This is a genomic window from Streptomyces sp. HUAS ZL42, assembly GCF_040782645.1.
Lineage (GTDB): Bacteria > Actinomycetota > Actinomycetes > Streptomycetales > Streptomycetaceae > Streptomyces.
On sequence record NZ_CP160403.1, the window covers coordinates 6,314,273 to 6,329,394 of the forward strand.

Genomic DNA, 15,122 nt, shown 5'->3' on the forward strand with positions numbered 1-15,122 from the left:
GCGCAATTCATGCGCCGCGGCGAGTACTGCCCGTCCACAAACGGAGATAGTTGATGTATCGGAAGAGTCGGCCGTTGAGCCGACGAATACCCAGACGCATTCTTGGCACGACGGTGCTGGGCCTGGCCCTGGCGCTCTCGGCGTCCACGGTCCAGGCGATGCCGCTCGCAGCGGACGGCAAGGGCCGCACGAGCCGCCCCGGCGTGCAGGACGACGGCGATCCCGCCAAGGGGCGCGACGCCAAGGCGAAATCCCGTCCCGCCGACCCGGCGCGCAAGGCCGCGGTCAAGGGGCTGGAGAAGGCGGTGTGGCCCGGGCAGGGCGGCGCCGAGGTGAAGCTGGGGGCCACTGCGGAGGCGGGCGGCCTGCCGGTGAAGGTGGACAAGGCCAGGACGAAGTCCGCCAAGGCCGCCGACAAGGTTCGCGTCGACGTCCTCGACCCGAAGCGCGCCGCGCAGCTCGGCGCCGGTGTTCTCCTCGGCGTGGAGCGCGCGGATGGCGCCGAGCAGGCCGCCAAGGTCCGTCTGACGGTGGACTACTCCGAGTTCGCCGAGGGCTTCGGCGGCTCCTACGCCTCCCGTCTGCGGCTGGTGCAGCTCCCCGCGTGTGCCGCGGTCGCCGTGCCCGGCAGCAAGGACTGCCCGCAGCAGCCCAAGGTGCTGCCCACGGTGAACGACGTGAAGACGGGCACCGTCTCCGCCGACGTGACCGCTGTCCCCGCCGCCGAGGGCGTGTCCACCATGGCGACGGACGCGACCTCGCTGGTGGCGGTCGCGGCCGGCCCGTCGAGCGCACAGGGCACGTACAAGGCGACGGCTCTTGCGCCCTCCGCCAGCTGGAGTGTCGCGACCTCGTCCGGGTCATTCAACTGGAACTATCCCTTCCGGTCCGTGCCGACCCCGGGCGGCCTGACGCCGACCGTCGGCCTCGGCTACTCCTCCCAGTCGGCGGACGGCCGAACCTCGGCCACCAACAACCAGGGCTCCTGGATCGGTGAGGGCTTCTCCTACGACCCCGGCTACATCGAGCGCCGCTACAAGCCGTGTTCGGAGGACGGTCACGACAGTTCCGGTGAGCAGTGCTGGGCGTTCGAGAACGCCACGGTCATGCTCAACGGTTCCTCGGGTGAGCTGGTCAAGGACGACACCACGGGTAAGTGGCACATGTCGTCCGATGACGGCAGCAAGGTCGAGAAGCTGACCGGCGCCACCAACGGTGACAACGACGGTGAACACTGGCGTATCACCACGTCGGACGGCACGGAGTACTACTTCGGGCAGAACCGCCTGCCGGGCTGGGCCACGGGCAACGAGGAGACCAACTCCACCTGGACCGCGCCCGTCTTCGGCGACGACTCCGGTGAGCCCTGCTACAACTCCACCTTCACCAGCGCGCACTGCCAGCAGGCGTGGCGCTGGAGCCTGGACTACGTCAAGGACACGCACGGCAATGTGATGTCCTACTTCTACGGGCGCGAGACCAACTACTACGCGCTGAACGGGAAGACGGACGTCAACGGCACGGCGTACCACCGCGGCGGCTACCTGAAGCGGATCGACTACGGTCAGCGCGACGGCCAGGTGTACGCGGCGAAGGCGCCGGCCCGGATCGTGTTCAACACCGCCGAACGCTGCCTGCCGACCGCGGACTTCGACTGCGCGGAGAGCAAGCGCACCACGGCCAACGCCTCGCACTGGCCGGACGTCCCGGTCGACCAGGAGTGCAAGTCGGGTACCAAGTGCACCTCGCCGGTGCAGACGTTCTGGACCACCAAGCGGCTGACGTCGGTCGTCACGCAGATGCGCAAGGACGCCACGACCTACCAGGACGTGGACGCCTGGACGCTGACGCACCTGTTCACGGACAACGGTGACGACTCCAAGACCCTGTGGCTGTCGAAGATCGAGCACGAGGGCCGCGCCGGTACCGCCGTGAAGCTGCCGTCCGTGGACCTGTTCGGTGAGCAGCTGGCCAACCGCGTGGACGCGATCGGCGACAACATCGCGCCGTTCCACCGCTTCCGCCTGTCGATGGTCCTGAGCGAGACGGGCGCCCAGCTCGACGTCAACTACGCGCCCACGAACTGCACCAAGGACGCGCTGCCCACGCCGGGCGAGTCGACCAAGCGGTGCTACCCGGTGAAGTGGGCTCCGCCCGGCTACATCGACCCGATCACGGACTGGTTCCACAAGTACGTCGTGTCGGCGGTCATCGAGACCGACCGCACGGGTGGCAGTGACGGCATGGTCACCCGCTACAGCTATCAGGGTGATGCGGCCTGGCGTAAGGCGAAGCCGGACGGCATCACCGACGCCAAGTACCTGACCTGGGGCGGTTGGCAGGGCTACGGCAAGGTCACGGTCACCAGCGGCACCGCCGACAATCAGACGACCCGGGTCGACTACACGTTCATGCAGGGCATGGACGGCGACAAGGACTCGTCGGGCGGCACGCGCTCGGTGAGCGTGCAGGACTCCACCGGGGCGTCCTACTCCGACGACGAGGAGTTCACCGGCCACCAGCTGGAAGTCGCCACCTACGACGGCACCAAGCTGGTCTCCAAGACCATCCAGACCCCGTGGAAGCACTACACGGCCACCCAGACCCGCAGCTGGGGCACCACCCGCGCGGTCATCGTGCATGCCCAGACCGGCCGCGGTTTCAACCTGAAGTCCGACGGGACCTGGCTGGAGACGAAGTCCACCACCACGTACGACACGTCCAACGGCACCGGCCGCGTCCTCCAGGTCGACGACCAGGGTGACGTCTCCGCCACGAAGGACGACACGTGCACCCGCACCACGTACGCGGACAACACGGCGAAGAACATCCTGTCGCTGCCCGAGCGCAGCGAGGTCGTCTCGGTCAGGTGCTCCACGACGCCCGACCGTAAGACGCAGGTCCTGGCGGACGAGCGCACGTCCTACGACGGCGGCGCGTTCGGCGCGGCACCGACGAAGGGTGACGCGACCAAGACCGAGCGGATGACGTCGCACGACGGCACCACGGCCACCTACCAGGTCACCGGCACCACGACCTACGACTCCTACGGCCGTCCGCTGTCGCAGAAGGACGCCAAGCTCAACGAGACGAAGACCGCCTACACCGAGACCAACGGCCTGCTGACGAAGACCACGGTCACCAATGCCGCCGGCCACGTCACCACCACGGACTACGAGCCCGCCTGGGGCATGTCCAAGGGCCAGACCGACCCCAACGGCAAGCGGACGGACCTCGCGTACGATGCGCTGGGCCGCCTGACGTCGGTGTGGCTGCCGGACCGCGCGTCGACGCAGACGCCGAGCATCAAGTACTCGTACAACGTCCGCAAGGACAAGGTCACCTCGATCAAGACCGAGAAGATCGAGAACGACGGCTCGTACGGGGCCGAGTACCAGCTCTACGACGCCCTGCTCAGGCCTCGCCAGATCCAGACCGAGGGCTTGGACGGCACCCGGATGGTCGCCGACACCTGGTACGGCGGCACGGGCAATATCAAGAAGACCAACGCGACGTACAACGCGGCCGGTGCGCCCTCGGACGAACTGCTGCTCGTGCACAACGGCGAGGTCGGCCAGCAGAGCCTGATGGAGCACGACGGCCTGGGCCGACCGACTGCGCAGATCTTCGCGGTCTCGGGCGTCGAGCAGTGGCGCACCACGACCCGGTACGACGGCGAACTGACCCACGTCGACCCGCCGGCCGGCGGTGTCCCCACGACGACCATCACGGACGGTCAGGGCAACGTTTCGGAGATCCGCCACTACCGTGGTGCCTCGCCGAACGCGGGTGTGCCGTACGACTCGACGAAGTACACGTACGCCGCGGCGGGTTACCTGGAGACCGTCACGGACGCCAAGGGCAACGTATGGCGGTACGAGTACGACCAGCTGGGCCGCAAGACCAAGTCGATCGACCCTGACGCCGGCACCTCGCGCACGGAGTACGACGAGCTGGACCGGCCGATCGCCACCTATGACGGCCGCGACAAGAAGATCTCCACGGTCTACGACAGTCTCGGCCGTGTCCTGACCACCTGGCAGGGCGATGCCACGACGGGCACCAAGCTCAACGAGACCCGGTACGACAAGGCGGGCTGGCTCGGCCACGCCTACGGCTTCCTCAGCTACACCTCGTCGACGGAGTACTTCGCCACGGCGATTCAGTCGATGGACGAGTTCTACCGCCCGCTGAAGACCGCCTACCAGGTCCCCGCCTCGCAGGGCTCCCTGGCCGGCACCTACGTCTACACGTCCACCTACAACCGGGACGGAACGCTCCAGTCCACCGGCATGCCGGCCGTCGGCGATCTGCCGGCGGAGGTGCTGACCTACACGTACGACAGCCTGCAGCGCCCGATGACGATGACGGGCAACACGTCGTACGTCACGAACACCGTCTACTCCGGCAAGAGCCTCGTGCAGCAGCTGGAAATGTACGCGGGCAGCGGCAAGAAGGTCTGGCAGACCTACAACTACGAGACGGGCACCGACCGGCTGACCCGCTCGGTGGTCGATGTCTACGGAGCGACCGCCCCGGCGAAGGAGTCGAACTACTCCTACGACCAGGCCGGCAACGTCCTGTCCATCGCGGACACCGCGAACTCCGCCTCGCCGGACGTGCAGTGCTTCGCCTACGACACCCGGCAGCGGCTGAAGGACGCCTGGACCCCGGCAGCTACCGCGACCACCGCGGCGGGCACCGGCACCCGCGGCTCCACAGCACCGCTTGACGGCACCGGACCCGCGGCATGTGACTCCGCAGCCGGTTCGAGCGCGCTGGGCGGTCCGGCCCCGTACTGGAAGTCGTACGAGACCGACGCCATCGGCAACCGAGTTTCGGAAACCGTCAACGACACCGGTCTCGACGCTGCGAAGAACATCACCCGCAGTTACGAGTACGGCACCGCGGGCACCCTCGGCGACGGTCCGCACCAGGTCACCAAGATCGTCGAGCACACCCCGACGGGTGACCGGCAGTCGACGTACGAGTACGACGACTCGGGCAGCACCACCAAGCGCATCATCGGCGGCAACGCGCAGTCCCTGGTCTGGAACGACCTGGGCAAGCTCAGCGAGGTCACCGAAGCGAACGGATCCAAGACCAGCTACCTGTACGACGGTTCCGGTAACCGCCTGTTGCGCAAGGAGCCGTCGGGCACGACCGTCTACCTGCCGGGCACCGATCTGAAGCTGTCGGCTGACGGCACCAAGAAGGAGGCCACCCGCTACTACGAGTACGCCGGCCAAGCGGTCGCGGTGCGCACGGCGTCCAAGGTGTCCTTCATCGCCTCCGACCACCACGGCACGGGCGAGGTGGCGATCGATGCGGCGACCGGCGCGATCAGCCAGCGACGCTTCGATCCGTTCGGTGCCGAGCGCGGCGCGAAGACCGGTGTCTGGCCGGGCGAGAAAGGTTACGTCGGCGGCACCATCGACGCCTCGACCGGCCTGACCCATTTGGGGGCGCGCGAGTACGACGCGGTGATCGGCAAGTTCATCTCGGTCGACCCGATCATCGATTACACCCAGCCGCAGCAGATCAACGGCTACGCGTACGCCAACAACTCGCCGGTCACCCACGCCGACCCCAGCGGCATGATCATCCCGGAGTGCCGGGAAGGTCTGATCGAGTGCCGAGGGGGCCAGCCGTACTTCCCGAAAACCGCCGAGGAGAAGGCTCAGTCGGACTACGACCAGGCCTCCCGCAACGTCTCGCAGGCACAGGGCCAGCAGTCCGCCGCCAAGCAGCGCATCAAGTCCGCCGGCAAGGCCCTGGTCAAGATCGTCCGGGACATCCTGGGCGTGGACGCGGCCCTGGACTGCATCTCCACCGGTGACGTCGGTGCCTGCGGCGAGACCCTGCTCAACATCGCCGGCAGCTTCGCAGGCGGTCTGGCGGGCAAGATCCTCGCCAAGTACGGCGCCCCGTGGAACTGGGCCAAGGGCATCAAACTCGCCAAGCGGGTCACCGGCCTCGTCGGCGACCTGATCGGCGGCGCCAAGGACCTGTGGAAGGCCAACAAGGCGCTCGGGAAGGCGAGAGCCGGGCTCTCCAAAGCCGGGGACAAGCTGAAGGACGCCAAGAAGAAGGCGGCCGAAGCCCTCAAGAAGCGCAAGAAGAACGAAGAGGGCGGCTCCTGCCCGATCAACGGGAAGCACAGCTTCCTGCCGGGCACCAAGGTGCTGCTCGCGGGCGGCAAGACCAAGCCGATCGAAAAGGTGAAGCTCGGTGACAAGATCACCGTCACCGACCCGGCCACGGGCGGGACGACGGTCCGTGAGGTCGTCGGCACGATCGTCACCGAGGACGACAAGCACTTCGTCGACCTCACGATCAAGGGCAAGACAGGCAAGGTCGAGACCCTGGTCTCCACGACGACCCACCCCTTCTGGTCGGACTCCGAGCAGGCGTGGATCGAGGCGGGCGACCTTGAGCCGGGCATGCTCCTGCATACCGCGGACGGCGACTCGGTCACTCTCACGGCCACTCGTTCCTTCGACAAGCGCCAGCGCACGCACGACCTCACCGTCAACGACGTGCACACCTACTACGTGCTGGCGGAGGACAGCCCCGTCCTCGTCCACAACTGCGGAGAGCATGAGGACGAGCGCGCGGGCCTCGACTTCACCGACAATGGGCGGCAGGAGGTCTACGACCAGAACTTCGAGAAGAACGACGGCGTCTACAAGTGCGACTACTGTGGTCAAGAAGTGGAGCGTCGTGCTTCGCGGGGTGCTGACGGCAAGCCCATCAAGGGCCGGCCGGACGATGCTCAGATCGACCACGAGATCCCCAAGGCACAGGGCGGATGCGGCGCACCTCACAACGGCTGCGTGGCCTGCCGACGATGTAACAGGGACAAGTCGGCCAAGACGGTCGAAGAGTGGGACGACGAACTCCGAGAGTTTGTGGAGCCATAGGAATGGATGAGTCTCGGTCGAGTGAACGGCCGGTGTCGCCCAGCGGGGCAAAGATGTTCAAGGTGGCCTTCGACCTGAACTCGGACGCCTCCGGCTGGCCGCCGGTCTCCGTGGAGCGACTCTGGGGTGAGAAGACGGACGTCAGGTTCGAGATTCGGGTGGTGAACACACCGTTCTTCGTTCCGGGAGTTGCGTTCGGCGACCTCGTCAGGGTCCGTGCGGACCACGAGCGGCGCGAGCTCGTCTACGAGGGTTTCACCGCGGAGTCCGGGCATTCGACCGTGCGCATCGTCTTCATGCGAGGTGATGTGCGGGATTCGGTGGAGCGCAGGCTGCGAGAAGCAGGCTGCAGCTGGGAGACCACAGAGGGATTCAGGAACCTGATCGCCGTCGACATTCCGCCGGACGTCGGGTACGAAGAACTTCGTCAGTGGTTCTTGGAGCGGATCGAATCCGGAGACATCGAGATCCAGGAAAGTGCCATCTCGGCGACTCACAGGGGACAACTGAGTCAGTTCCCTTAGCGGCCCCCTCGGCTCTGTCCGAGGCCGGCCGAGTCGCCGACCGGGGCCCGGTTTGACCCCTCAAGCCGGGCCCCTTGGCTGTTGGCGTCCACTGACCTGCCCTGGTCCGGCTGCTGCCCGACCACACATTCCCCGAGGTGTCCGAGCTGGGCGGCTGGTGGAAGCGGCAGAACAACCCTGAAGTGCCGGATGGCCTGCTCGAGGCGTGGGCTGGTTGATGCCGAAGGCGATGCAGCCCCTCTGTACGCCGCATGGGTTGCATGCGTAACCCATGTGACTCTTGTCACGCACTGGGGAACGAGATGGGTATTGCATGTGCACTCCAAGTAAAGGAATGTCTTCTTCGGCCTTTAAACTCTCTTTATTTACGGGGTAGTTGTGCCAAGTACGGGGGAAGTGTGGCGGTGCAGGGGTGCCGCCGTTTTGGCAGGGACATTGCAGACCGGGGGAGCGGGAACCGACGGAGCGCGCTTCGGGGTTGCCGCGCCCGGCGATGCGTTCGGCACGGGCTCCTTCGGTGGTGGCGCGAAGGCGTTGCCGAGATTTGTGACAGATCGCCAGTTCTGAAGTACGCCAGGATCTTTGCGGCCCGGCGTACCTGTTCGTATGCCTGCTTTCCCCTCCCTCTCCATGACGTTCTCTTCCGAAAGGGAGCTCTCTGAATGTTCTTCCGTGGCCGCTCACTGAGCCGCCGCATGCCGAGACAGGCGGTCGTGGCGACAGTGCTCGGGCTTTCGCTCGCGCTGTCCGCGTCGTCGATCCAGGCAGCGGTGCTCGACGACGGCGCCCGGGGCCGTACCAGTCGCCCCGGCGTCCAGGACGACGGTGATCCCGCGAAGGGATCCGACGCGAAGGCGAAGTCCCGCCCCTCCGATCCGGCGCGCAAGGCCGCGGTCAAGGGGCTGGAGAAGGCGGTGTGGCCCGGGCAGGGCGGCGCCGAGGTGAAGGTGGGGGCCGGCGCGGAGGCGGGTGGTCTGCCGGTCCAGGTCGGCAAAACCAAGGCCAGGGTCAAGGCGGCGCAGGCGGCAGAGAAGGTCCGCGTCGACGTTCTCGACCCGAAGCGCGCCGCGCAACTCGGCGCTGGCGCACTTCTGGGTGTCGAGCGGGCGGACGGTTCCGCGCAGGCCGGCAAGGTCCGTCTGACGGTGGACTACTCGGAGTTCGCCGAGGGCTTCGGCGGCTCCTATGCCTCCCGGCTCCAGTTGGTGCAGTTGCCCGCGTGTGCCGCGGTCGCCACCCCGGGCAGCAAGGCCTGCCCGCAGCGGCCGAAGGTGCTGCCCACGGTGAACGACGTGAAGTCGGGGACCGTCTCCGCGGACGTGACGGCCGCCCCCGCCACGGAGGGCGTGTCCACCATGGCGACCGAGGGGACCTCGCTGGTCGCCGTCGCGGCCGGCCCGTCCAGCGCGCAGGGCACATACAAGGCGACCGCGCTGGCCCCGTCGGCCAGTTGGAGTGTCTCTCCGTCCTCCGGCGCCTTCAGTTGGAGCTACCCGCTGCGTTCGGTCCCGACGCCGGGTGGTCTGGTCCCGACTGTGGGCTTCGGCTACTCCTCCCAGTCGGCGGACGGCCGCACCTCGGCCACCAACAACCAGGGCTCCTGGCTGGGTGAGGGTTTCTCCTACGACCCCGGCTACATCGAGCGCCGTTACAAGCCGTGTTCGGAGGACGGTCACGACAGTTCCGGTGAGCAGTGCTGGGCGTTCGAGAACGCCACGGTCATGCTCGACGGCGCCTCCGGTGAGCTGGTCAAGGACGACACCACTGGCGAGTGGCACCTGTCGTCCGACGAAGGCGCGAAGGTCGAGAAGCTGACCGGCGCCACCAACGGCGACGACGGAAGCACGAACGACAAGGGCGAGCACTGGAGGATCACCACCTCGGAGGGTACGGAGTACTACTTCGGCCTGAACCGTCTGCCGGGTTGGGTTTCCGGGAACGAGGAGACCAATTCGGTCTGGACGGCTCCGATCTTCGGTGACGACTCGGGTGAGCCCTGCTACAACTCGACGTTCACGAGCGCGTACTGCCAGCAGGCGTGGCGGTGGAGCCTGGACTACGTCAAGGACACGCACGGCAACGTGATGTCCTACTTCTACGGGCGCGAGACCAACTACTACGCGCTGAACGGGAAGACGGACGTCAACGGCACCGCGTACCACCGCGGCGGCTACCTGAAGCGGATCGACTACGGTCAGCGCGACGGCCAGGTGTACGCGGCGAAGGCGCCGGCCCGGATCGTGTTCAGCACCGCCGAACGCTGCCTGCCGACCGCGGACTTCGACTGTGCGGAGAGCAAGCGCACCACGGCCAACGCCTCGCACTGGCCGGACGTCCCGGTCGACCAGGAGTGCAAGTCCGGTACCAAGTGCACCTCGCCGGTGCAGACGTTCTGGACCACCAAGCGGCTGACGTCGGTCGTCACGCAGATGCGCAAGGACGCCACGACCTACCAGGACGTGGACGCCTGGACGCTGACGCACCTGTTCACGGACAACGGTGACGACTCCAAGACGCTGTGGCTGTCGAAGATCGAGCACGAGGGCCGCGCCGGTACCGCCGTGAAGCTGCCGTCCGTGGACCTGTTCGGTGAGCAGCTGGCCAACCGCGTGGACGCGATCGGCGACAACATCGCGCCGTTCCACCGCTTCCGCCTGTCGATGGTTCTGAGCGAGACGGGCGCCCAGCTCGACGTCAACTACGCGCCCACGAACTGCACCAAGGACGCGCTGCCCACGCCGGGCGAGTCGACCAAGCGGTGCTACCCGGTGAAGTGGGCCCCGCCGGGCTACATCGACCCGATCACGGACTGGTTCCACAAGTACGTGGTGGCGGCGGTCATCGAGACCGACCGCACCGGCGGCAGCGACTCGATGGTGACCCGCTACGACTACCAGGGCGACGCGGCCTGGCGGAAGGCGAAGCCGGACGGCATCACCGACGCCAAGTACCTCACCTGGGGCGGTTGGCAGGGCTACGGCAAGGTCAAGGTCACCAGCGGCACCTCGGACGTGCAGACGACCCGGGTCGACTACACGTTCATGCAAGGCATGGACGGCGACAAGGACTCCGCCGGCAACACCCGCTCGGTGACCGTCAAGGACTCCACGGGAGCCTCTTTCACGGACGCGGAGGAGTTCACCGGATTCCAGCTGGAGGCGGCGACCTACGACGGGGACAAACTGGTCTCCAAGACCATCCAGACCCCCTGGAAGTACTACACCGCCACGCAGACCCGGAGCTGGGGCACCACCCGGGCGTCGATCGTGAAGCCTCAGATCGAACGTGGCTTCAACCTGCTGTCCGACCGGACCTGGCGCGAAACGAAGTCCACGACCACGTACGAGACCTCAAACGGCACTGGTCGGGCGAAGGAGATCGACGACCAGGGCGACGTCTCCACGACCAAGGACGACAGCTGCACCCGCACCACGTACACGGACAACACGGCCAAGAACATCCTCTCGCTGCCCGCCCGCAGTGAGTCCGTCTCTGTCCGCTGCTCGGCCACCCCGGACCGCAAGACGCAGGTCCTGGCGGACGAGCGCACCTCCTACGACGGCGGCGCGTTCGGCGCGGCACCGACGAAGGGTGATGCGACCAAGACGGAGCGGATGACGTCGCACGACGGGACGACGGCGACGTACCAGGTCACCGGCACCACGACCTACGACTCCTACGGCCGTCCGCTGTCCCAGAAGGACGCCAAGCAGAACGAGACGAAGACCGCCTACACCGAGACCAACGGCCTGCTGTCGAAGACGACGGTCACCAACGCCCTCGGCCACGTCACCGCGACCGACTACGCCGCCGCCTGGGGCCTGTCCGTGGGCCAGACGGACCCGAACGGCAAGCGGACCGACCTCGCGTACGACGGTCTAGGCCGGCTCACGTCGGTGTGGCTGGCGGATCGTGCGTCGACCCAGACACCGAGCATCAAGTACTCGTACAACGTCCGCAAGGACAAGGTCACCTCGATCAAGACGGAGAAGATCGAGAACGACGGCTCGTACGGGGCCGAGTACCAGCTCTACGACAGCATGCTCCGGGCCCGTCAGATCCAGACCGAGGGCCCGGACGGCACCCGTATGGTCGCCGACACGTTCTACGACGCGACCGGAAACATCAGAAAGACCAACTCCACCTACAACGCGGCCGGTGCGGCATCGGACGAGCTGCTGCTGGTGCACAACGGCGAGGTCGGCGCGCAGGGTCTGACGGAGTACGACGGTCTCGGCCGGACCACGGCCCAGATCTTCGCGGTGTCGGGCGTCGAGCAGTGGCGTACCACCACCGCGTACGACGGCGAACTCACCCATGTGGATCCTCCGGCCGGGGGCGTGCCCACAACGGCGGTCACCGACGGCGAGGGCCGTGTGGTCGAGCTCCGCCACTACCGGGGCTCCGCACCGAACCCCGGCGTGCCCTATGACTCGACGAAGTACACCTACAACACGGCGGGTCTGCTGGAGACCGTCACCGACGCCAAGGGCAACGTCTGGCGGTACGAGTACGACCAGCTGGGCCGCAAGAAGACCGCCGTCGACCCGGACGCGGGTACCTCACGCACCGAGTACGACGAACTCGACCGGCCGATCGCCGTGTGGGACGGCCGCAACAAGAAGATCTCCACGGTCTACGACAAGCTCAGCCGTGTGGTGTCGACCTGGCAGGGCGACCCGGACACCGGCACCAAACTGAGTGAGACGCGGTACGACAAGGCAGGCTGGCTGGGTCTGGCCTACGCCAACCTGAGTTACGTCTCCCCGACCGAGTACTTCGCTTCGGCCGTCCAGTCGGTCGACGATCTCTACCGCCCGTTGAAGACCGCCTACCAGATTCCCGCCTCCCAGGGGGCCCTGGCCGGCACGTACACCTTCACCAGTTCGTACAACCGGGACGGCACACTCCGTGACACGGGCCTGCCCGCCGTCGCCGATCTGCCCGCCGAGGCGGTGACGTACACGTACGACGCTCTCCAGCGACCGGTCACCATGACCGGCACCACGTCGTACATCACGAACACCAACTACTCCAAGGACAGCCAGGTCCTGCAGCTGGAGCTGTTCAACGGCAGCGGCAAGAAGGTGTGGCAGACCTTCGACTACGAGAAGGGCACCGACCGGCTGGCCCGTTCGGTGGTCGATGTCTACGGGGCGACCGCCCCGGCCAAGGAGGCGAACTACTCCTACGACCAGGCGGGCAACGTCCTGTCCATCTCGGACACGGCGAACCCGGCCTCGCCCGACGTGCAGTGCTTCGTCTACGACAGCCGGAACCGGCTGGCGGACGCCTGGACCCCGGCGGCCACCGCCGCCACCGCCGCGGGCAACGGGACGCGTGGTTCCACCGCGCCGCTGGACGGCACCGGACCCACCGCCTGCGACGCGGCGGCCGGCTCGGCCGCGTTGGGCGGCCCGGCCCCGTACTGGAAGTCGTACGAGACCGACGCCATCGGCAACCGCCTCACCGAGGTCGACCACGACACGGGGCTGAACGCGGCGAAGAACGTCACCCGCAGCTACGAGTACGGCGGCGCGGGCGCGCTCGGCGACGGACCGCACCAGGCCACCAGGATCACGGAGAAGACCCCGACCGGGGACCGTCAGTCGTCGTACGAGTTCGACGACGCGGGCAACACGACCAAGCGCACCATCGGCGGCAACGCCCAGTCGCTGGTCTGGAACGACGCGGGCAGGCTCAGCGAGGTCACCGAGGCCAACGGCTCGAAGACCGGCTACGTGTACGACGGCTCCGGCAACCGCATCGTGCGCAAGGACACGTCCGGTACGACCGTCTACTTCCTGCCCGGCATGGAGCTGAAGCTGTCGGCCGACGGCACCAAGAAGGAGGCCACGCGCTACTACGACTACGGCGGGCAGACGGTCGCTGTCCGCACCGCGGCCAAGCTGTCCTTCGTCTCTCCCGACCACCACGGCACGGGCGAGCTGGCGATCGACGCCGCGACCGGTGCGATCTCCCAGCGGCGCTTCGACCCCTTCGGCGTGGAGCGCGGCGAGAAGACCGGCACCTGGCCGGGGGAGAAGGGCTACGTCGGAGGCACGATCGACGCCTCGACCGGCCTGACCCACCTGGGGGCACGGGAGTACGACGCGGCGATCGGCAGGTTCATATCCGTCGACCCGATCATCGACTACACCAAGCCGAGCCAGATCAACGGCTACGCCTACGCAGAGAACTCGCCGGTGACGCTCTCCGACCCGACCGGCCTGGAGAGCTGCTTCCCGTACTCGTACTGCTCGGCCTACTCGGGCACCTACACGGACACCGGCAACAAGGACGTCGACGACGCGGCGGACGACGTCACCGAGGCCTCCTCGAACGTGGCGTCGGCGCAGGCGCAGCAGTCCTCGGCCAAGCAGCGCATCAAGTCCGCGGGCAAGGCCCTCGTCAAGATCGTCCGGGACATCCTGGGCATCGACGCGGCGCTGGACTGCATCTCCACCGGCGACGTCGGCGCCTGCGGTGAGACACTCCTCAACATCGCCGGCAGCTTCGCGGGCGGCCTGGCGGGCAAGATCCTCGCCAAGTACGGAGCCCCGTGGAAGTGGGCCAAGGGCCTGAAACTCGTCAAACGGGTGACCGGTCTCGTCTCCGACCTCATCGGCGGCGCCAAGGACCTGTACAAGGCGAACAAGAGCCTGGGCAAGGCGCGATCCGCCCTGGCCAAGGCCACGGACAAGCTCGCCGAGGCGCGACAGAAGGCCGCGGCCGCGCTCAAGAAGAAGGGCAACGACTCCTGCCCGTCGCCCCACAGTTTCCTGCCGGGCACCAAGGTGCTGCTCGCCGACGGCACGACCAAGCCGATCGAGAAGGTCGAACTGGGTGACAAGGTCACTGTGACCGACCCGGCGACGGGCGAAACGACCGTGCGCGAGGTCGTCGGCACGATCGTCACCGAGGACGACAAGCACTTCGTCGACCTCACGGTCAAGGGCGGCTCCGGTCATGCCGAAGCGCTGGTCTCCACGACGACGCATCCCTTCTGGGTGGAGTCCGAGAGGGCCTGGATCAAGGCGGGCGACCTCGAGCCCGGCATGCGTCTGCGCACGGCGGACGGCAGCACGGTCACGCTCACGGCGACCCGCTCCTTCGAAGAGCGCCGGCGCACGCACGACCTGACCGTCGAGGATGTGCACACGTACTACGTGCACGCGGGGGAGACCTCGCTGCTGGTGCACAACTGCGGTGACATCGACTACGGCTCCATCGACGCGGACGGGCGCCGTTCAGGTGTCGCGGCGCTGGTCACGCCGCAGATGCTCGGCAAGGGGACCAAGGCGACGCGCAGTGTCCGCCCGCCGGGCTTCGTGAGCGGTGCGAACGGGGACGCGCGCGGTCATCTCCTGCCGAAGGGCCTCGGCGGCTCCGGTACCCATGAGTCGAACATCGTCAGAACGACGGGCTCCATCGACAACGGGGACATGCGGTTGTTCGAGGAGAGCATCGCCGAATACGTGGACAAGAGCCAGAACACGATCCTGTACGCGGCGACACCGCAATACAAACCCGGCAGTAATGTCCCGTTCGCGGTCACCATCGAGGCATTCGACGATACCGGCTGGTACGTGGGCAAGACCTTCTTCCAGTGACCGGTCGTCGAGTCTGAAAGGCCGTTGAGCCCGTGAAAGGCCTGGGAGGAGCTCCTCGCGGA

The 15,122-nt window shown here is 67.2% G+C and carries 3 protein-coding genes; all 3 read left to right on the plus strand.

Annotated elements, in window-relative coordinates; genetic code table 11:
- Positions 1-74 precede the first annotated feature (74 nt).
- The 3 genes from ABZO29_RS28895 to ABZO29_RS28905 all read left to right on the plus strand — a co-directional run bounded on the left by ABZO29_RS28895 (position 75) and on the right by ABZO29_RS28905 (position 15,060).
- Positions 75-6,923: a polymorphic toxin-type HINT domain-containing protein gene (locus ABZO29_RS28895; protein WP_367323097.1), complete on the plus strand. Its 6,849-nt coding sequence runs from the start codon at positions 75-77 to the stop codon at positions 6,921-6,923.
- Between the two features lie 2 nt (positions 6,924-6,925).
- The gene (locus ABZO29_RS28900) at positions 6,926-7,447 is read left to right on the plus strand and encodes a DUF4265 domain-containing protein (RefSeq protein WP_367323098.1); all 522 of its coding nucleotides are present in this window, start codon (positions 6,926-6,928) and stop codon (positions 7,445-7,447) included.
- A gap of 662 nt (positions 7,448-8,109) precedes the next feature.
- Positions 8,110-15,060, plus strand: coding sequence for a polymorphic toxin-type HINT domain-containing protein (locus ABZO29_RS28905; RefSeq protein ID WP_367323099.1), 6,951 nt, complete (start codon positions 8,110-8,112; stop codon positions 15,058-15,060).
- Positions 15,061-15,122 lie beyond the last annotated feature (62 nt).